Raw genomic sequence first — 18,681 nt, forward strand, 5'->3', positions numbered from 1 at the left:
CGGATCGTTCACTTGCTCTGGATCGGATGGCGCTTCATGGCATCTTGGCGACCACGGTGCGCCAGATGCTGCTGGAATGGGCGGTATGTCTGCATGATCCGCTTTTGACGCAAAAAGTTCAGCAGCTTCTATCGTGATCTGGGTTGCCCCGGGGCGCCTTGAGACGTCCGGACGCAGGCTCGCGTGAAGCGAGCCCGCGCGGCATCGGCCTTGCGGCGTCGATCCTGACGCAGACATGGTACCTGGGGCTCCCTCAGAACGTCCCTTCAATCGGGATGATCGAAACCAGTTTCGGCAGCTTGCCTCTTAGCGCGCGCTCGATTTCGCCGCGGCCATCGCGTAATTCGGGTTCGATGAAGGGAAGGCCAAGAGCTCGGTAGATGTCCTCCTCCTTGGCGGCGATCACGGTTCGGCCTTTGTGGAGCCCGTGCACCTCAAGCCTCATGCCCTTCGTGTCGGCGAGAGACCGGAGCCCTTCCAAATGATCGGCCGATCCGGTGGCCTGGAGGAGCAGAGCGCCCAAGTGCTTGCGGTCGGCCACGTAAACCTTCAGGCCCGACGAATCCCGGATGGTCGGTTCTTTCCGAAACCGGCGTTTCTGCCACCAGGGCGAGCTCTCCGACGAGCTCGCAGCTCCGTCTCAAGTCGCCGGCTATAGTCACGTGCTTCAGTTCGGGTTGTGTCTTCTCGAGAGTTTTCTTCGAATGCTCGAGCAGGGCGGCGGCGCGATGCAGATGAAGCAGCCCCGCGCTGCCCTTTGCAGTTTCGAGATTGTGCAGGATCTTCGTCTGCACTGCCTCACCGAGCCCCTTGGCCTTCTTGATCCGGTCTTGCTTGGTAGTTGCTTTCAGTTCGTCAAGCGAGGTGATGCCAAGATCCTTGTAGAGGCGCAGGACCTTGTCCGGGCGCAGCCCCGCCATGGTAGCAATTCCAGGACCCCTGCGGGAATCTCCTCCCGGACCTTTCCCGCGCTGGTTTCTGTGCCCAGAGGGAGGACCTGCAATGAAGTGGTGTGCCCGCTGCGACAACTGTCATTGGGTGTGCGAGGAGCATCCGGACCAGCCGTGGTTAGGCGCGCGCGCCTGTACCTGTGGCGCTGCCGGAGCGGCATGCCCGGTCTGCAATCAATCCGATGAGTCCACCGCGCCGGATCTTCCCGAGGGATTTCAGGCGGATGTCGAAAGCTCTCAGCAGTTGCCGCGCTACACCGGCGTCGACATGGAGGATCCGAACCGGCCGGAGATCGAGCATTTCGGCAACTGCCCGGTTTGCGGCGCCCTGGTTGACATGCGCGACCTCGGCCAGGTGATGGCGCATATGCACGGCGAGCAGCCGCTCGATCTAACGGGTAAGCCAAAGTCAGATGAACAATAGATCGCGCGAAGCGCTGGTGGAAACTCAGCGCATCTCTCGTATGAGAGCGAAGGCGACCGCGGCAAGTACGACCAGGGCGGCAAAACCGGCGATCCAGTAGATGATATCCATGGCCCGAAACGCGCCGCCCTCGCCGAACGTTCCTCGTCAGACCGTCGATACGCGGACCTTTGCGGGTAGACAACATTGACCCAGGCGTGCTGGACTGCATGCGAGGCGGCCTGGCCTCTATGCCCCCAAAGCCCCGAAGGCAGGTCATCCTCCTTCCGTCGCCGGTCGCTCGCGCTGGGCGGCCGGCGCGGACTGGAGCTTCTGTCAGCGCGAAGCGCTCGCTACCCACAAACGGAATGGCCGCAGCTTGCTCTGTGGCTTACCGGTCAGATTATGCTTGTCCGTGCTGAAATGCTTCACCTCGGCTGCTGGCACCAGCAATAGCAAGCGGGCACTATTTCTGCTCCGGGAAATTACGGAGCGGCAGCGTCACAGGACCACAAGATCATGAACGCTGAAACGACGGCGAGCCACATCACCGCGGTGATGAAAATGGCGGCAACCCAACCAGGGCCTCGGCGCCGATACGTCATGCAAATGGCCAATCAAAAAGAGGCCAAGCGTGACTCGGAGTTTGCGTTTGTCAACCGAGCGACCTGACAGCCGGCGGGGCGGCGTCTCGGTTTGCTGCCCATGCCGAAACGATTATGTCGGGTATGTTGCAGACCCGACAAACAAACCAGATTAATTGTTGTGGCGGGAAAGGGGGCTTTCACCGGAGTCGCTCCCAGCCCCCTTCGGGGTTGGATATGCGTATGTTCCCGGAATCGATAAAACGTCCCGCTTGTAAGCGGTGCGGCACTCGAACCGCGCTCGTAACGCATCGAACCAGAGGGCACAGGGCTCGAAAGCCGGATATTTACGTGCCCGAACTGTGAGTCCACACCGGGCACGTTGTTGTTGACCCTATCGGGTTGGTGACATGGTGCACATCTCGCTATGTCATTGACAATCGAAGCTTCGTTGCCGCGGATCTTGTGATACTGCGCGACCATTCGTCACCGCATGACCGACTTCCTGCCGATTCAGGTCAATCTCCCGGATCACATACGGTGCGCCCACGCAACTCTGTTTTGCCGGCAAGACACCATCGTACCACAGTCATCTTGCTGAGGCCCAAACGGCTTGCTGCCTCATGCAGGATCAGATCCCCACGTTCGGCGCGTTCGCCATCTCGGTAAACAGGAATGTTGTGGTCGTTGCGGAAGACACAAACGCGCTGCTGGGTCCACGTGTTGCCTTTAGCCGTGCGTGTGCCAAGCCGATTGAGAACGGAGGCAATGCTCCCGTCCGGCAGCAAACGAGCCAGATCACGGATCAGCTGCTCAGTTGAAGCATTGGTCTTCCACCGATGCTGTTCGGCCCGGTTCTTCACAACTTCGAGCATAGTATGGTCGCCGCCCTTCCAGTGCAATTTGAGGTGCAATACTACTGGCTCGACGGTGACGATGATCTCTTCAAGAACCGCTCTCAATATCCGCTTTCGTGTCGCAACCGAGGCTGCCGGATGGCTCCACAGGCGCTCCACGTCTGTCCCTAGTCCAAAAATCTCAGCGCGTTCTGCGTCGGTTAGAGCGGGCGGCTGTTTGGCGTGGGCGATGCGAAGATCATCCTCGAGGCGCGCCACTTCCGCAAGCCGTTCATTCCACCGCCGTTCGAGATCTCCAGCGACCTGGCGGTTTTCTGGATCAACCGCATCATATTGTCGGTGCGCGCGAGCCGCTTCATAGCGTGCCTGCCCCAGCTCCAGCTCTATGTGCTGCAGCCGCTCCCCGCCGGCTCGCTCGCGGTCCGCGATTGCTTGCAGGGCAGCGTCAAGGCCGAGAGGTGCAAACGCCGATAATACCTCGGCCGACACAACTGCATCGATTCGCACATTGCCAAACTCAATGCACTTCGTCCGCCGTCCGTGATTAACGGTGGCGCCGTTGCAAAGGTAACGCGCAACACCCGCAGCCCATTATGGTGCACCTTGAGCTTGCGACCGCAACGTCCACAACGCAACAGGCCGACGAGCAATCCGCCACCATTGCGCACCGATCACGGCACCATCGCGCCCTTCATGTTCGCGTTCCCGTTGATGGTCCGTTGGTTGCTCTCGTAGTCCTGCCAGGAGATGTAGCCGTCGTGGTGATCACGAATCAGAACCTCCCAGTCCTTCTGCGATCGGCGCACATTACGGGTGACCAGCTTGCGGCCGGCTTCGATTCGCACCTGCGAACCGGTGCGACCAAATACGTACGCGCCAGCATAGGTCGGATTGGTCAGCAGCCGGTGAATCGTATTGTAGCGTGGCAGCCGCCACTCCACCATTCGGCCACGTGGACCATACACGACAATCGGCATCTTGATGCCGTTATCGCACAACCAAATCGCGACTTGGCGCACGCTGCCAAATTCCGCAAACTTGCGGAACGCTAGATGGAGCGACTTGCGCACCCGCCTGTCCGGATCCAACTCCAGCCTGTCGTCGCTGGTGCGCACGTAGCCGACGGCCACGGAGGTGTGGAGATCGCCACGCGCCGCCTTGAGGCGCAATGCTTCCTGTGAGCGCTGGCGCAAGATCGATAGTTCGAGCTCGCTGAACGTTCCCTTCATCCCTAGCAGAAGCCGGTCATTGGTGAGCTTTGGATCGCAAACGCCATCCTCGTCAATGATCAGGCTATTCACCAGCGTGCAGAACTCCAGAAGCGTGTGCCAGTCGCGGCCATTCCGGGCCAGGCGGGAAGCCTCAATGGCCAGCACAGCGCCGGCGCTTCCGGTGCAGATCGCGGCTAGCAAGCGCTCAAAGCCTGGACGCGCTGTGCCGCCCCCCCGAGCGACCAAGGTCGTCGTCGATGACGCTTTCCCAGCCAAGCAGCCGTGCGCGAGTTGCGAGCGCGTACTGACGCGGACGGCTCTCAGGATTATTGACGAGTTGGTCCGGGGTCGATTGCCGCACATAGACATAGGCGCTGCGTGACAAATGATCAGGCGTTATCTTATTCATTGTCCGCCTCCGGCACCTTTGGGCGGGCGGTGCTGCATGCGTCGAGAAGAAGTTTGAGCAGACTTGTGACTTCCAAACGAACCAGCGGATCGAGCCGCTGGTGCTGGACTGTGCCTGCCGTGATCGCCAGCAGATCGAGCTGTCGCCATCGTTGTTCCATCATCACCTCCAACCGTCCGACTCGCTCCAGACGACGGTGACGACGATACGCGCTGTGCATCAATGAGGCCGCGAAGTTCGCGTAACGAATCCAAGGAAAGCCGAGGGACTTCAACCGTCGGCAGTATCGCGGCGGAGTTCTCAGTCATCCAGGCCGGGAGCAAGGCGCGAGAGCCGTCGGGCTGTTCACTCACGAAGTGAAGGCGAGCCCCGTGAATGACTCGCCTCAAAGCGATGACGCGCTCACCGGCGCGTGGATGATGTCGATATTGAATGACAACTTCGAACGGACGTTCTTGGGTGCTATGTCGTGTGCTCGTCGGAAGCGTGCAAGGGCTGGCTCTCAAGCGAACTCAAGCCTCCGGTCTAAGCCGCGTCGGAACGATTGTCGGGGAAACGCATTGCCGTGGCAACGCTCCAGAGACCCCTCGCATGGACCACGCCTTCCTCGCCCTCACCGCCACCGGATTCGCCCTGCTAATCGTGTCGTGTGCCGCTGCGCTGGCGCTGCACTGAAAGCAAAACGGCCGCAGATTGCTCTGCGGCCCACCGACTAAAATAATTCTGCCGTGTTGAAATCGCCGTCCTCGGTGCTGTAGATACTAAAGCTCAGCTCTGTTTCAGTTTCATTTCGTCGCTACCCCGTATGACTACGGGAATTATGCGCCGGCTCGCCGGGAACGATCGCCGGCGGTGCGCACTCGCTCCACCGCGTGTCCGTGGAAGTAGCGGCACGCGTTCGGACGGCCCCAATCGAACTTGCCTGGCGCAGGCTGGGGCTATCTTCCAACCGCCGTTGGACCTCGAGGGCAGCGAGGCCTTGGACCGAACCGTGCCAGCCCGATTGGTGATTGGCGGCCTGATGTAATAAGTTCGGGTCAATTGCACCCGGTAAGGTGGACAACAAAGGTTCATGCAACGCGCGCGTTCCGTTCCTCCGTGAATTTTAGCCATTCCGTATTTCTGATTAGGCCACTGAGCCCGGAAACAGGCAGTACTAGCAGTCCGCTGAAAAACCATGAAATGGAGAGTTTTTTTATTCTGGCCGGTCGTTGTTGGGGCGACGCGGCGGAGTTGGATGTAAATTTCTAGCCTGGTGTTGGGTGCACCTGACGCGGGGTGGCTAAGCGGCAAGCAGTTTTGGAATGCGGATCAGGTTATAGGCGATCAGATTGAGCAGGAAGTCGGCGGCGACGCGAGCGATGCCACGATGCTTGGTCTTGCGCATGGTGCCATGCTGCTTGCCCCATCCGAAGATGCACTCGACCATCGCCCGGCGCGATTGCGACATGCCGTACCCCGGATGCCGCGTGGTTCGTTCGTCGATGGCGCTGTTGCGGTTCTTGCCGGTTTTGGTGACGGCCTGGTTCTGTGTCACATGTGGCGTCACGCCGATGGCGCGAAGATTGGCGACATGATCGGCGGTATCGTACGCCTTGTCCTCGCCGGCCGTGATGCGGCGGCCTGCGGCTTTGCGTCTCGCCTTCAGCATGGTCTCCGAAGCCCGGCGTTCGGCGGTGCCATTGGCATGCGTGACCCTGCCGGCCACCGCCAGCCCATGCCGGTTCTCCATGGTGGCGTGGCCCATATAGCAAAGCTTGGCCTCCCGTCCGGCCGCCTTGCGATAAAGCCGGCTGTCCGGGTCGCTGGTACTCGCATGAGTGTCGTTCTTGCGCTTCTGGCCGTGGAAGTTGGCGCCGTCATCATCGTCGCCGCTGCCGTCTTTGGGGCGAAAACTCTTCTGTGAAGCCCAGGCCTCGATCAGCGTTCCATCCACCGAGAAGTGCTCGTCCGACAGCAGCGGCTTGACCTGCGGATGGTTCAGAAGCCTGGTCATGAACTTCGTGAACACATCGCCGTTCTGCAGCCGCTCCCGGTTCTTGGTGAAGGTGGTCGGGTCCCAGACCGGATCGTCCGGCGACAGTCCCACGAACCAGCGATACAAAAGATTGTAGTCCAGTTGCTCCATCAACTGGCGTTCCGAGCGGATGCCGTAGAACACCTGCAGCAGCAAGGCGCTCAGCAATTGCTCCGGAGGGATCGAAGGACGTCCCTCGCTGGCGTAGAGCCTCCCAAGGCTGCGGTTCAAATCACTCAAAACATCCCGGACGAGTTCCCGGACCTTCCGCAGCGGATGGTTCGCTGGCACCCGCTTATCCGGCGCAATGTACGAAAACAGTCCGCCCTGATCCGTAAACCTGCCCCGCATGATCATCTCCGCCGATTCGAGATGATCAAGTGAATCATCAAGCCCCCTCCGTGGCGAGGGGGTTCTTCAGCAGACTGCTAGATCCCGGCGCACCACCGCGTGGGCATCATCCAAGCAGCCGCACGAGCACCGCCGCCCTCATCGCGATTGTGAGCCTGCAGACCGCAGCTGCTGGATAAGCGAGTCAAAAGCGGTCACGGTCTATACATCAGTATCATTGAAGGGCCGAGCGCGATCGGCTTTATGGTGCCGCAAGGATCCTTGACGGGCCACCGGGCCTTAGGGCTCGCGCGCTTGTCATCCACCTCGTTTGCTTGCCCCTGCCGACTTCACCGGCAGGGGTTCGCGTTTGTGGTCTCTGCATCCAAACCCACGGATAAGCCCGCTGGTGACCCATGTTTAGCCTACGTCGTGGGTCACGGGGATGATTCGCCATGCCGGCGTGAGCCAGCTGGCTTGAATTCACCCGATTCTTAGATTTTCCGCGGACGTTTTGCCTCGGTTGCTCATTTCTTCATAGCTCACCTTGGCACCCTCATTGAGGCTGCTCAGGCCGGCTTTCTCAACAGCTGAAATGTGCACGAAAACATCCTTGCCGCCGCTGTCGGGCTGGATAAATCCATATCCCTTAGTTACGTTGAACCACTTTACCGTACCTGTCGCCACTGTCCGCACTCCCTTTTGAACCAGTGGGCGACAGCTTAGGTCTCCTGGGCAGTACACCGCAAGAGAAACCCGCCGCCGTGAATCGGGGTACGCCACGATGTAGAACACCGCAGCGGAACGTTGGCACCGAGAAATCTCATACCGGTTACTAACTTCCCCCAACAAACCGAGACAGCCCCCTTCGATGCAAGGGCTGTCTGGCGCTAAGCTTGCGCACGCCTCCGAAATAGGTCTCGAAAGGCGGGATTGCGGACCAGCAGCTCAGTAGTGGTATCGACATTGAGCGATGTCGAGTTGCTGGGTCTCGCTCTTTCCATTGAGGCGGTAAACGAGTCGATGCTCTCCGGTAATGCGCCGCGACCACCAACCCTTCAAATCATGCTTAAGGGGCTCCGGTTTCCCGAGCCCCTTATGTGGATTGCGCTTGATGTCCTTGACTAGATCGTTAATTGCTTGGAGAATTTTTGGGTCTTCCTTCTGCGATTGAACATAGTCTTGCCAAGCAAGCTCAGTCCAAGCAGTGATCATTCCCCCCGCCTAGCCTGCCTTCGCTGACTCGATCAGTTCGCGCTCGATGAGTTTGCCCTCATCTGCCTCCTTGATGGCTACAGCGCTTTGCTTCATCCCATGGCGCCGGCATCCAGACGTCACGCTCCTCAGCGGTCGCCAGGATCACGTGCATGGCCTTTGGGTGAATAGGCTCGACAACCGCGTTCGGGGCCGTCGTCAGAAAGCGTAGACGAGGTGAGGCCCGGGACCGGCTTGGATTTGTGCCGCGGTCGCCCTTGAACTCGGTCCCGATGCCGGCGCAGGCACAGAGCGGCCGATCCGCGTTTAGCGCGAACCAGACGACATCCCTCTTCGTTTCGGGGTTCGCTTCGGGGCGCATTCGGCAAAGCCGTTGAAGGGCACGAGGCATCGGTTGTCCAGCTTGAGCCACACGCGCCAGTGTGGCGACGACGTGTTCCGGATGTTGCTCGCTGGCGGGCCGCCGGTCTGGGCGACTCAAGCCGCAACGGGTCGGAGATGTGGACGAAAGAGCGCTAACGCCTGAAAACTGCGTACGCACGCGTCAAATGAAGGCTTTTCGAATTGCGTCTTGTGGCATGCTCCCTTTTTTTGCACGTCGTCCCCTGCATACGATCGGCAGCATCGATTCCAAGCGCCGCCCACACACAAAAGGACCAAAAATGAAGAATGAGAAGAAGCCAGGAAGTGATCAGGGCACGGATTTCGTCGAAATCACGATGGTCGTGAACGGTCAGCCTGTCGTCATTAAGGCCGTAGAGCAGCAGCCGCTGCATGTGGCCCGCCAAAAAGCGCTGGAGGAGACAAAGAACCTGGCTCAACCGCCCGAGAATTGGGAGATCAAGAACGAAGGGGGCGAGCTGTTGGATCCGGACAAGAAGCTAGGCGAGTTTGGATTCGGCAAGGAAGTGACGCTGTTCCTGGGTCTCAAGGCTGGCGTGGCCGGTGGCTGACCTCCAAACTGTCGATCCCGAGGTCTCGCGCGTAAAGTTCGAGCGAGAGCTTGCCAACTATCGGAGCATGGAATCGGCCTATCGCAAGAGGGGCTGGATCCTGCTTGACGCAGAGTTTCCGGAAATCTTCGTGGTTTTCGCGGCGACTAAGCCGAGACCGCCTCCGATCGTCGCTGCCATCGTGCTGAATTTTACGGATCACGATCTGCGGCCGCCCTCCGTCAGGTTCGTGGACCCCTTCACGCGCGAACCGATACCCGCCAAATTGCTCCAGGTGCAAATGCTTCGCCGTGCGGCAATCCCCGGCGCAACTCCCGAAACCATTCGGGCGCTGGCCCAGCAGGGCGGGGTGCAACTGACAAACATGATTCAGTACAACAGCCCTGATGATCGGCCATCTATTTGTCTTCCCGGCATTCGCGAATACCACGACAATCCCGCTCACACCGGTGATTCATGGCTGATGCATCGAAGCTCTGGCGAAGGATCCTTAGTTTTTATCCTCGAAAAGATCTGGCACCACGGGGTATCTCCGATCGAGCATTACCAGGTGCAGGTCCAGATTCCGGCGGTGAACGTGCTGCCCTCATTACTCGCCGTACCGGAATGAATCAGATCGCGGAGGTTACGGTCCTCTCGGTACCGCGTGGCTGCGTAGACGAACTCCATGCCCATTTGCGGAAAGTGGGGCGTGAAGGGCATGAAGGTCTCGGCCTTTGGGTAGGCCGTCAGACGGGGCACCATTTTCAGGTACATAGGACTCTCATTCCCGCCCAGCGCCATATACGTACTGCCGACGGGGTGTGTGTCGTAACAGGACCTGAAGAGCTGCATCGCATAAATGTATGGCTGTACCGGGAGAAGCTTGCGCTCATTGCCCAGATACACAGTCATCCCGGCCGAGCCTATCATTCCAGCACGGACGACGAATACGCGATCGCCACCACGGTGGGGTCCTTGTCTTTGGTCGTGCCGAACTTCGCGCGAGTGCCCTTCGATCTCAGGAACGTCGCATCGTACCGGCTTGACGCGGCTGGAGTGTGGCGCCCCTTGTCGGTTGGCCAGGTTACGCGGATGATTTTAATCAAGGATTGAACGATGGCCATGGCCAACTTCATGGACCGTGCGGCGTCGGCGGCGTCGCGGGTGCTAACCAATTTCAAGATCTCAGCGTTCGAGGACAGGCTTGCCGCGCAAGTGATCGGAGTGTCTTTCGACGGCGCAGCCGTGCAGTCGCCGGAAGGCAGGGCCAGTCTGGATTTGATCATCAGGCTGTTGTCGCGTCTTTATCCGACGATCGCGCTGCGGCCGCTCGATGCAAAGGCGAAGGATCATGGTCCAATCCTGGAGTTCTTGGCGAAGTCCATCAATCCCGAAATCGAGCTCGCCAAGACCAGGAAGGCCGTCACGGTTTCCGTGGTCGTTGGAAGCAGTCCGTCGCGCACTAAGTGTCCGACCTTCTTCATCGGCTCGGACGGATGGAGAGCCAAGCTTTCGAGCCGCGGTCTGGTTGGCTCCGGCAAGTCGATGAATCCGTTTGGCGCGGGAGCTGCGTCATGCTTCGCCGCAGCCAACGTCTTTCGGACGGTATTTGCCGATCAGCTGGATCAGGGCGACGCTGACGAACTTATCGACCTGTCAATGCTGACCTACGCCCAGGGCACCCCTGACTCCGCTCCGGGCTTTGAGGGAACGGATATCGGCGAGACTCACCTCGTCGGGCTCGGCGCGATCGGCAATGGCGCTATATGGGCCTTGGCTCGAGCAGTGGGCCTTAAGGGATCGCTCCGTCTGGTGGACCATGAGGAGGTCGATCTTTCGAATCTGCAGCGCTACGTGCTGGCCGGTCAATGTGATGTTGGTTCACCAAAAGTGGATCTGGCGCGTGCCGCGCTCGCGGACACGGCGCTGCAAGTGTCGGCGCATTGTGCCAAATGGGACGTCTATGTGAGCGACCGGAACGATTGGATGTTCGAAAGAGTCGCTGTCGCATTGGACAACGCTCCGGACCGCATTGCCGTGCAGGGGGCGTTGCCGAAATGGATCGTAAACGCCTGGACACAGGAGCTTGATCTCGGAGTGTCGCGCCACGGCTTTGATGACGGCCGGGCATGTCTGGCCTGCCTTTACTTGCCTCACGGGAAGGTAAAGGATGACGACGAGAAGATGGCTGAGGAGCTGAAGATGCCGGAGGCCCAACAAGAGATCCGGGATCTCCTTCAGACGAACAGGCCGGTGGATGTAGGTTTCGTCGAGCGTGTCGCCAAGACCTTCGACATCCCGTCCGAAGCCCTTAAAGAGTTTGTCGGCCAGTCCGTCCGATCGTTTCACCAGCGGGCAATCTGCGGGGGGATTGTCATGCGCCTGACGGACGGAGCGCAGCCTGTGAGAGCCGTTGTGCCGATGTCATTTCAGTCGGCTCTCGCTGGCATAATGTTGGCGGCAGATCTCGTGAAGCACGCTTCCGGGCTTCTGAACCTGCAGACCACAAGCACACGGATTAACCTGCTTCGTCCACTCGCGTCGCATCTTCACGATCCCAAGGCGAAAGATAGGTCGGGACGGTGCATCTGCGCCGACGAAGACTTCTTAGCTGCATACCGACGAAAATACCCAAGCTGCAGAGCTCGTTAACTTCGATCTGATCACTATGGAAGGCCTCGCCTCACGGTAGGCGCGGCGAACGTGCGCTCCAACCGGACGCGCTGTTTTCACTTGGAACGGCTGCCAAGCTATTGAAATTGCTGAGGGGGCGCCTTTTTCCAAATGCGCCTTGAAGTTGTTGGATTATCAACCGCATTTGAATTCCAGAACACCCTCGACAAGAGCGCGGAGGGGGTGGATCACTCCACCCCCTGGGTCACGCCCATGCCGGCCGCCTCGATCGCAACCGCAACTGACTGCACGATTGCGGCAAAGCGGACCGCGGTTTGGATGGCCGCCGAGCTGACGCCGGCTTCCCGCAGCACCTTCTCATGGGCGTCCATGCAGGCGCCGCAGCCGTTGATGGCGCTTACCGCCAGCGACCACAGCTCGAAATCGTCCCTGTCCACGCCGGGATTGCCGATCACGTTCATGCGTAGCCGCGCCGGCATCGTCTTGTATTCCGGATTGGAGGCGAGGTGAACGAAGCGGTAGTAGACGTTGTTCATCGCCATCATGGAGGCCGCGGATTTCGCCGCCGCGACCGCGGCCGGCGTCATCACGACGGCCGCCGCCGATTCCATAGCTGCGATCACCACGGGATTGCGGGCCGCAATCGCGGTGGCGAGCAACAGCCCGTATTTGCTCTGCGGCGATATCGTCTCATCCGACATCATCGACGCCAAGTTGAGTCTCACGTCCTTGGCGAAATCGGGAATTTGGTCCTTTAGCTGTTCAATCGACATCATGCCTCAAGCAACTTTCAGGGTTTCGCCGCCTATCTCGCGGTTACAGGCGCAGAGCTCGTCGGTCTGCAGGGCATCCAGCACGCGCAGCGTGTCCTTCGGGCTGCGGCCGACATTGAGATTGGTCGCGTAGACGTGCTGGATCGTATTGTCGGGGTCGACGACGAATGTGTAGCGATAGGCGACGCCGTCGGGCGAACGGACGTCAAGGCCATCGACCAACCCGCCCTTCGTGTCGGCAAACTGCCAGATCGGCAGATGGTGCAGGTCCTTGTGCGAGCGCCGCCAAGCGAGCTTGCAGAACTCGTTGTCGGTCGATCCGCCTAGCACGACCGCATCGCGGTCGGCAAAATCCTTCGACAGGCGGGCAAACTCCGCGATCTCGGTTGGGCAGACGAAGGTGAAATCCTTGGGGTAGAAGAAGATGACTTTCCATTTCCCAGGGAAGCTGTTCTCCGTCAGCGTCTCGAACGCGCTCTGCCCGTTCTCCTCGTGCAGGTGAAAACCGGGCTTCACGCCAGTGATTTCGAACGACGGTAACTTACTTCCAATTCCAAGCATATTGTCCTCACAAGATTGCTTCGCGTGGAAACCGATGATTCCAGCCTCAGGCGAAGCAAGCGATATGCCAGGTGATCTCGCGATTCAACTGGCGGAAATGCAACAAACGGATGCTCGTCGTGGAGGCATCTTAACAGCATGGTTTCGATTGAATGGTCCTGCCGTCCTGCATCAAACTGAGCATGTTGCCGTGCTCGACCGGTTGCGCGCCTTTGAACGATTAGCCCAACTCAACTGTTCGGGTTATGATGCCGAAGGAATGCGCTTGATTAAGATGAAACCCAGCGCGCGCGGCAATGTTCCGCCAAGCCACTGGTCGCTCCCACGACGCGCACGAGGACAGCTGATGTGAGGTGGCGCGGGAACCGGCACTGACGGTGTTTTGATCGAGCCAATGACGCGGCGGACATTCTCGGGGTCAAAATTGTGGATGCCCTCCCGCCCGTGATCAAGCTGTCGGATCTGATGATCGGTAAATAGCCGCTGACGGGATGGAATGCGCGCGGATGCGCGGCAGGCGCTGGGCGATGTCGCGCCACCATTCCTTCACGACCTGGCGCCCGCACAGCAGCGTCGTGCCGACATTTCCGGTGAAAGTCCGCCAGGCGGCATGGCATTTTCAGGGACGGCAGTGAGGACCGGCACGCCAGCAATGATCGCATCAGCAAAATTCGTCGCGCAGGCCCCGGCCGGACGCCTCCTGCTTGGAGAATTTGTTGATCACGAGGAGATCGACGTGAAGCTTGATCGCGCGAGACGCGACAACTGCGGCATCGGCAAGCCCATTAGCATCGAGCTTGCAGGAAATGGCGCCGCTGCCGAGTGGCTGACAGCTCGGAATCTCGCGCCCCGTCGCAACGTCGCGCGCGAGCATGGTTTTCATGCCGTTTGCGCCCTTGAGGTTTCGCTGGACGATGCCGCCGACGCGCACTCCTTGCCGCGCGAGATCCTGGGTGAAGTCGGCGAGCAGCGTATCCGGCGTCTTGTTCGGGCCTATAGAGGATTGCCGCGACGCGCTTGGGATAGATCTCGGCGTGGTTGGCGATCATGGGCTTGATCCTCTTGGCTCGTTTCAAACCGCGGCGCTTGCCCGTCCAGCATCTACTGCTGGCGTAGATGGCGCGATGCCCTAGCGTTCAGAGGTCGTGAACCAATGAGACGACCCCTGACCAGGGCGAACACGTCCATTCCATGGTTGAGCCTTAGCGCATAGGCAGCGGCGCGTCATGCGCGCTGTGCTGAGATCGCCGCCACACCTTTGGCCCGTTCACTGAACTGCGCATCGATCGCAAAGCTAGCGAGCCTACCGCTGAAGGCGATTTCGATTCGCTCTGGTGTGGCTGTCCTCACGTGCTCTCCTTGCGCTGCACTTCTAGAACAACGTTGCGGCGAGGATTACCGCAAGGCCGAGCATCACCATGCCCATGGCAAGCCAGCTTGGCCACGGAGGCGTTGGGAAGCGGCTGCACCACGGAAGAGAGCGCGTACAAAACCCATCCGACCACAAGCCCGAAGGTGAAGGCGAGGGCGCGCCCGCCCCAGAGAGAGGCGAGAATCCCGCGACCAGCTTCGGCTGCGTCGACTCATAGGCGCCGAGCGCTTTAATAGCGTGCTCTGCGGCTGCGCCATAAAGCGCCGCGGCCGGATTGTAGATCGACCGTTTTGCGAAAGTCTCCGCGTCGTTCACGAACTTTTGAGTCGAACTCCAGAGCACGAGGTTGCCGATCGCATCGGTGAAGCGGCTTTCCGGAACCGCGAGACGTTTCTCGAGCAGTTTGCTCGGGCGGGCGTTGTCGGCCGAAAGAAACACCTCAAACGGCGCCCCTTGCGTGATCTGGCTGTAAAACTGTCCGCTCGCGCCAAAGCTCAACAGGGCCTCGCCCAGTCTTCTGCTTAAACGACGCTGCATCTCCTTGGACGGTATGGTGAAGTTAGCGGCGACCGCCACATCGATCTCCGCCGCTTCCGCATTTCCGAACATAAGCAGCGTCAGAATTGAGTTGATCAGGATCAGTCGGGTAAGCGTCATTGGGCATTCCAGGGATGGGCCGCTGCGATGGCTCTGGCCGCGGCGGCTCTTTGCTTCTCATCCCAGCAATCGGCGTGCCGTTCGGGAACATGGTGCGCGCCTTGGTTGACGACACTGAAACGCGCATAGCTGCCAGCGTGCCCGTGGAATGCTGGGTCGCTCTGCCAGCTTCCGATATCGCCGTCAAGTGACATGCGTGGCACGACAAGAGTGGAGGCTTAAGAAGATGCCGCTCGCCTCTCGTGCCGAGCTTCTCGTTTCACGCCGCGGCGTCGCTTGCCTGTCCCCAGGATCTGCTGTTGGCGTGGAAGCTGGTATGGTTTGCAGTGGCGGTTCAGAGGCCGAGAGCAGCGAAACGTGCTTGAGCTGGGCGAATACGTCCACTCCATCCTTGAGCCCTAGCGAATCAAAGGAGAAACGCGTTATGCGCGCCAAAATCTCCGTGCCCGAGCCCCCGGTGCCGAGCGCAAGTACCAGCGTGATCTCAGCCGCGCCGAGCGGCAAACAGGCTCTGATGCGCGCCGGAAAGACATTGAGGATGGACCCTGCGCGCGGTGCTTCGCGCGCGACGCTGACGTCGTAGGCAGCGATGCGCAGCCGTTGGTGCACGCCGGGTGCAAGCGGCGGCGCCGGCACCAACAGGCGCGCACCTTTGAGGCGGAGAATAAGAAGCCCATAGCGCCCATCATAGCCGCTCACCACGGCATCAAGGCTGATGGCGGCTTCGCGGCTCGCCGCAAGCGGCAGCGCAGGATCGGTCTGCAAGACATGCAGCGGCCCAGCCGCGGTTACCATGCCGCGCTCCATCATAACGAGATGATCGGCAAAGCGTTCGATCTCCGCCATGTCATGGCCGATGTAGATCATCGGCAGCGCGAGCTTCTCGGGCAGGCGCTCGACGAACGGCAGAATCTCACGTTTGGCGCAGCTGTCGAGCGCGCCAAGCGGCTCGTCCATCACAAGCAGTCTGGGCTGAGACAACAGCGCGCGACCCATGGCAACGCGCTGCCGCTCGCCGCCGGAGAGATGCGAGGGAGAGCGATCGAGCAGCGGCGCCAGGTCGAGAAGTTCGAGCACCTCATCAAACGCGATCGGCGTCGGTTTGGGTTTGGGCGCACCGTAAAGCAAGTTGCGCCTGACCGACAAATGGGGAAAGAGACTCGCCTCCTGAGACACATAGCCGATGGGACGCAGATGCGGTGGGCGGAAGGTAGTCTTGTCCTGCCATACCTCGCCATCGATGGCGCAGAAGCCGGCCGGCAGACGCTCAAGGCCGGCGATGCAGCGCGCCACCGCAGTCTTGCCGCAGCCTGGCGGGCCGAAAATCGCCGCCACGCCTTTGGCCGGTACGCTGAATCGCGTATCGAGTGGAAAGCTAGCGATACTGCCACTCAAGGCAATTTCAATCCGGCCCGGTGTGGCTGTCCTCACGTGCTCCTCCTTCTGCTGTATTTGTCGATCAAGGTTAAGGCGAGGACTACCGCAACGGCGAACATCAGCATGGCGCCGGCAAGCCAGCTTGCTTCGCGCCAGCGCGACTCTTGGACAAAGTCGAAGAGAAAGGCCGACAGCACCTTGGTGCGCCCAGGAATGTTGCCGCCGATCATCAGCACGACGCCGAACGTGCCGATCGTATGCGCAAAGCCAAGCACGGCGGCTGTCAAAAGACCCGGTCGCGCCAGAGGCAGGGCGACCGTGAAGAAGGCATATAACGGTGAGGCGCGCAGAGTGGCCGCGATCTCCAGCGGGCGGTCACCCATGGCAGCGAAGGTGTTGCGGATGGGCTGCACCACCAAAGGCAGCGCGGACAAAACCGATCCGACCACGAGCCCCGCAAAGGTGAAGGCCAGCGTGCGCCCGCCCCACAGAGAGGCGAGAAGGCCGACCGGGCCGTTCGGGCCGAGCAGGACGAGCAGGTAAAAACTGAGTACTGTTGGCGGCAGCACCAGCGGCAGCGCGATCATCGTGGCCACCGCCTCAGTCCAAAGGCTCTTCGAGCGTGCTAGCCACCACGCGAGCGGCGTGCCAACGATCAGCAGGATCACGGTCGTCACGCTCGCGAGCTCGATCGTGAGCCCGAGCGACTGCCAGATTTCTGGCGAAAAGCTATCCATGTGCGTCAACTTAAGCGTTCGAGCACAGAGCACATGGTCATGCTCGCGCAATGATTGCGTAGGCTAACGGGCCCCTTACGGAAGGCGCGCGTCGCTCGGTTATTGGCGTCATTCTCCAACCGCACCAAGATTTCTGTTTGAGGGGTGCGATGTCCCCGGCCGGCTCGGTGAACTTGGCGGCAACCGCGAGATTGATGTCCGCCGGTTCTTCACTGAGTATAAGCGCCATCAGTGCTTTAATCGGGATCAATCGAGCGCGGCTCATCGGGCACTCCTGAGACGGGGCCGCTGCGAGCGCTTTGGCTGCGGCGGGTTTGCGCCTGATCCCAGCAATCGCCGTGCCGCTCGAAGGATTCTGGCGAGCGCCTTGCTTGGCGAGAGAAAAAGCGCGTAACTGCCTGCTTTTGGATGACGTTGCCGATTGTCGGACTTCCGACATCGTCGTCTTGGAGCGGACAAGCTGGCCGCTCGTGTGATGTCGGCCGCCTCTCAACGCGCGGCGGCCAGATATTCGAGTTCGTATTGGGGCAGGAAAATCATGACAAGATCGGAACTGCGGCGGCCGCGCGGGCGTCTCGACCCTGGTGAAACCTCCTTTATGTCCAGGCGCTGATCGCGATCCTGATCGGTGTCCTCGTCCGCTGCTGTCGCCGTCTCTCGCGACCAATAACTGGGTCAAGGCGCTCGGCGACGGCTTGATCAAGCCGATCAAGATGGTGATCGCGCCGATCATCTTCTGTAAGGCTGTTTCCGGCATCGCTCGCATCCGTCATGCGAAAAAGGTCGGCTGGGTCGGCGTCAAGGCGCTGGTCTAATTCGAGATCGTTCCACCTTTGCCCTCATTCTCGGCCCGACCATGGGCAGTTCCAGATCGGCATGGGCTTGCCGCCAAGCCCGACAGCGCGGCGGTGGCCAATTGCGTCAAGCAGGCGGAAGCCTCCAACGCCGTCCATTTCAACGCTGATAAGCTCACCAAACTGACGAACATGCCAAAGTAGTGCTAATCACCGACGATTCTGTAGGCTCTGCACTGGCGGCGCGGTGTTGGGCTCGAGAAAAGGCTTTCCGCTGGCGGCGAGCCAATCAGTTCGGCTTCACTCGGTAACCGTGAAGCCAAGCGGCAAGGCGGCACGGCGCCTTGCATACGCTCCGCGTCGACATCCTCTTTCAGCATCGAGCGAATTCGGGAGAGCCGGGCTGGCGAGACATCGACGATTTCAAGCTGGGCAGTTCGTAGGCTTTGCGCGAAGAAGGGCTGGCCCGCGAGCATTAAGGCGTCGCAAGAATGAGCAATTTCAGCGCAGTTCTCATGGACTAGCCCTGCCTACCGCAGCTTTCGCTGTGCGAGAAATTGGCAATAGGATAGTCGCTGTGCGCAGAGCAGTCATTGATTTGGGTCAGCCGGGGATGCCGGCAGGCGCATTCCTGTTCGCAGCATCAAGTCATTCGCAGAAAGTGGAGTTTCAGGTGCGGATATCCGCAAGAAATACCCGACTGTGACGGAAAACGCCATCCGCGCGGCGATCGCTCACAAAGACGTTGCAGCTTGAGCGTCGGCGTCCATATCCGAGAGACTTTTTGGATGCTGGAGTTCTGGCTTTCCGTAGGAAGCATACCCATCAAGCATGGTCACGAAAGCAATTTTCTACCGCGATCTCT

General features: G+C 60.0%; 23 protein-coding genes and 3 pseudogenes. 9 read left to right on the top strand and 17 right to left on the bottom strand.

Annotated elements, in window-relative coordinates:
* Positions 1 to 253: 253 nt before the first annotated feature.
* Both KJQ96_RS40520 and KJQ96_RS40525 read right to left on the bottom strand, forming a co-directional pair.
* Positions 254 to 541 (bottom strand): hypothetical protein, encoded by a 288-nt coding sequence (locus KJQ96_RS40520; protein WP_308163740.1) that lies wholly within the window; start codon positions 539 to 541, stop codon positions 254 to 256.
* A complete protein-coding gene (locus tag KJQ96_RS40525; RefSeq protein WP_249734716.1) occupies positions 435 to 920 on the bottom strand; it encodes a hypothetical protein in 486 nt (161 codons plus the stop codon). The genes KJQ96_RS40520 and KJQ96_RS40525 overlap by 107 nt, the downstream gene beginning before the upstream one ends.
* An 82-nt stretch (positions 921 to 1,002) precedes the next feature.
* Here KJQ96_RS40525 and KJQ96_RS30310 point away from each other — a divergent pair, with 82 nt between their 5' ends.
* Both KJQ96_RS30310 and KJQ96_RS30315 read left to right on the top strand, forming a co-directional pair.
* Positions 1,003 to 1,374, top strand: coding sequence for a hypothetical protein (locus KJQ96_RS30310; protein ID WP_213290086.1), 372 nt, complete (start codon positions 1,003 to 1,005; stop codon positions 1,372 to 1,374).
* A gap of 498 nt (positions 1,375 to 1,872) precedes the next feature.
* Positions 1,873 to 2,025 carry a hypothetical protein gene (locus KJQ96_RS30315; RefSeq protein WP_213290030.1) on the top strand — a complete coding sequence of 51 codons (153 nt, stop codon included), beginning with the start codon at positions 1,873 to 1,875 and terminating at the stop codon, positions 2,023 to 2,025.
* A 430-nt stretch (positions 2,026 to 2,455) separates the two neighbouring features.
* Here KJQ96_RS30315 and KJQ96_RS30320 read toward each other — a convergent pair whose 3' ends face one another.
* The 8 genes and pseudogenes from KJQ96_RS30320 to KJQ96_RS40540 all read right to left on the bottom strand — a co-directional run.
* Positions 2,456 to 3,301, bottom strand: a complete 846-nt coding sequence (locus tag KJQ96_RS30320) for a hypothetical protein (RefSeq protein ID WP_213290031.1) — start codon at positions 3,299 to 3,301, stop codon at positions 2,456 to 2,458.
* Between the two features lie 164 nt (positions 3,302 to 3,465).
* Positions 3,466 to 4,281 (bottom strand): recombinase family protein, encoded by an 816-nt coding sequence (locus KJQ96_RS40530; RefSeq protein ID WP_249734699.1) that lies wholly within the window; start codon positions 4,279 to 4,281, stop codon positions 3,466 to 3,468.
* A complete protein-coding gene (locus KJQ96_RS40535; protein ID WP_249734718.1) occupies positions 4,211 to 4,414 on the bottom strand; it encodes a hypothetical protein in 204 nt (67 codons plus the stop codon). The genes KJQ96_RS40530 and KJQ96_RS40535 overlap by 71 nt, the downstream gene beginning before the upstream one ends.
* Positions 4,407 to 4,688, bottom strand: coding sequence for a hypothetical protein (locus tag KJQ96_RS30335; protein WP_213290032.1), 282 nt, complete (start codon positions 4,686 to 4,688; stop codon positions 4,407 to 4,409). Before KJQ96_RS30335 ends, KJQ96_RS40535 begins: the two co-directional genes overlap by 8 nt.
* A 1,008-nt stretch (positions 4,689 to 5,696) precedes the next feature.
* Positions 5,697 to 6,782, bottom strand: a complete 1,086-nt coding sequence (locus KJQ96_RS30340) for an IS5 family transposase (RefSeq protein ID WP_040425825.1) — start codon at positions 6,780 to 6,782, stop codon at positions 5,697 to 5,699.
* Positions 6,783 to 7,244: 462 nt separating this feature from the next.
* The gene (locus KJQ96_RS30345) at positions 7,245 to 7,448 is read right to left on the bottom strand and encodes a cold-shock protein (protein WP_082645986.1); all 204 of its coding nucleotides are present in this window, start codon (positions 7,446 to 7,448) and stop codon (positions 7,245 to 7,247) included.
* Positions 7,449 to 7,709: 261 nt separating this feature from the next.
* Positions 7,710 to 7,976 (bottom strand): Txe/YoeB family addiction module toxin, encoded by a 267-nt coding sequence (locus KJQ96_RS30350; RefSeq protein WP_213290034.1) that lies wholly within the window; start codon positions 7,974 to 7,976, stop codon positions 7,710 to 7,712.
* Between the two features lie 85 nt (positions 7,977 to 8,061).
* Positions 8,062 to 8,447, bottom strand: a pseudogene (locus KJQ96_RS40540) (SOS response-associated peptidase family protein); the annotation flags it as partial.
* A 191-nt stretch (positions 8,448 to 8,638) separates the two neighbouring features.
* Here KJQ96_RS40540 and KJQ96_RS30355 point away from each other — a divergent pair.
* The 3 genes and pseudogenes from KJQ96_RS30355 to KJQ96_RS40545 form a co-directional block, all read left to right on the top strand.
* Positions 8,639 to 8,929 carry a DUF2604 domain-containing protein gene (locus KJQ96_RS30355; RefSeq protein WP_213290035.1) on the top strand — a complete coding sequence of 97 codons (291 nt, stop codon included), beginning with the start codon at positions 8,639 to 8,641 and terminating at the stop codon, positions 8,927 to 8,929.
* Positions 8,922 to 9,539, top strand: a complete 618-nt coding sequence (locus tag KJQ96_RS30360) for a putative metal-binding protein (protein WP_213290036.1) — start codon at positions 8,922 to 8,924, stop codon at positions 9,537 to 9,539. The genes KJQ96_RS30355 and KJQ96_RS30360 overlap by 8 nt, the downstream gene beginning before the upstream one ends.
* Positions 9,536 to 9,838: pseudogene (locus tag KJQ96_RS40545) on the top strand (hypothetical protein); the annotation flags it as partial. The gene KJQ96_RS30360 and the pseudogene KJQ96_RS40545, both read left to right, overlap by 4 nt.
* On the opposite strand, the gene KJQ96_RS40550 reads toward KJQ96_RS40545, so the two are convergent.
* Entirely contained in the window at positions 9,838 to 10,035 is a 198-nt protein-coding gene (locus KJQ96_RS40550; RefSeq protein ID WP_249734720.1) for a hypothetical protein, read from the bottom strand. The pseudogene KJQ96_RS40545 and the gene KJQ96_RS40550 sit on opposite strands and share 1 nt — an antisense overlap.
* Here KJQ96_RS40550 and KJQ96_RS30370 point away from each other — a divergent pair.
* A complete protein-coding gene (locus tag KJQ96_RS30370; RefSeq protein WP_213290038.1) occupies positions 10,028 to 11,563 on the top strand; it encodes an E2 ligase fold family C protein in 1,536 nt (511 codons plus the stop codon). The two genes, KJQ96_RS40550 and KJQ96_RS30370, sit on opposite strands and share 8 nt — an antisense overlap.
* A 209-nt stretch (positions 11,564 to 11,772) precedes the next feature.
* Here KJQ96_RS30370 and KJQ96_RS30375 read toward each other — a convergent pair whose 3' ends face one another.
* Together KJQ96_RS30375 and KJQ96_RS30380 are read right to left on the bottom strand one after the other, a co-directional pair.
* Positions 11,773 to 12,321 (bottom strand): carboxymuconolactone decarboxylase family protein, encoded by a 549-nt coding sequence (locus tag KJQ96_RS30375; protein ID WP_213290039.1) that lies wholly within the window; start codon positions 12,319 to 12,321, stop codon positions 11,773 to 11,775.
* A 3-nt stretch (positions 12,322 to 12,324) separates the two neighbouring features.
* On the bottom strand, positions 12,325 to 12,879 hold the full coding sequence (locus tag KJQ96_RS30380) for a peroxiredoxin (RefSeq protein WP_057847949.1): 555 nt from the start codon (positions 12,877 to 12,879) through the stop codon (positions 12,325 to 12,327).
* 34 nt (positions 12,880 to 12,913) lie between these two features.
* Here KJQ96_RS30380 and KJQ96_RS30385 point away from each other — a divergent pair, with 34 nt between their 5' ends.
* Positions 12,914 to 13,231 (top strand): hypothetical protein, encoded by a 318-nt coding sequence (locus KJQ96_RS30385; protein WP_213290041.1) that lies wholly within the window; start codon positions 12,914 to 12,916, stop codon positions 13,229 to 13,231.
* Positions 13,232 to 13,540: 309 nt separating this feature from the next.
* On the opposite strand, the gene KJQ96_RS41825 is transcribed toward KJQ96_RS30385, so the two are convergent.
* The 4 genes from KJQ96_RS41825 to modB form a co-directional block, all read right to left on the bottom strand.
* Positions 13,541 to 13,810, bottom strand: coding sequence for a DUF2478 domain-containing protein (locus KJQ96_RS41825; RefSeq protein WP_309142486.1), 270 nt, complete (start codon positions 13,808 to 13,810; stop codon positions 13,541 to 13,543).
* A 441-nt stretch (positions 13,811 to 14,251) separates the two neighbouring features.
* Positions 14,252 to 14,827, bottom strand: a complete 576-nt coding sequence (modA, locus tag KJQ96_RS42175; protein WP_375293221.1) for a molybdate ABC transporter substrate-binding protein — start codon at positions 14,825 to 14,827, stop codon at positions 14,252 to 14,254.
* A gap of 264 nt (positions 14,828 to 15,091) precedes the next feature.
* A complete protein-coding gene (gene modC / locus KJQ96_RS30400) occupies positions 15,092 to 16,339 on the bottom strand; it encodes a molybdenum ABC transporter ATP-binding protein (RefSeq protein WP_213290043.1) in 1,248 nt (415 codons plus the stop codon).
* Complete coding sequence (gene modB / locus KJQ96_RS30405; RefSeq protein ID WP_213290046.1) at positions 16,336 to 17,022, bottom strand: molybdate ABC transporter permease subunit; 687 nt, start codon at positions 17,020 to 17,022, stop codon at positions 16,336 to 16,338. The genes modC and modB overlap by 4 nt, the downstream gene beginning before the upstream one ends.
* 546 nt (positions 17,023 to 17,568) lie before the next feature.
* Here modB and KJQ96_RS30410 point away from each other — a divergent pair.
* Together KJQ96_RS30410 and KJQ96_RS42180 are read left to right on the top strand one after the other, a co-directional pair.
* Positions 17,569 to 17,978 (top strand): annotated as a pseudogene (locus KJQ96_RS30410) (cation:dicarboxylate symporter family transporter); the annotation flags it as partial.
* Between the two features lie 465 nt (positions 17,979 to 18,443).
* A complete protein-coding gene (locus tag KJQ96_RS42180) occupies positions 18,444 to 18,572 on the top strand; it encodes a DUF433 domain-containing protein (RefSeq protein WP_213290081.1) in 129 nt (42 codons plus the stop codon).
* Positions 18,573 to 18,681: the final 109 nt, after the last annotated feature.

It is taken from the genome of Bradyrhizobium sp. sGM-13 (assembly GCF_018398875.1).
In the GTDB taxonomy this organism is placed as follows: Bacteria; Pseudomonadota; Alphaproteobacteria; order Rhizobiales; family Xanthobacteraceae; genus Bradyrhizobium.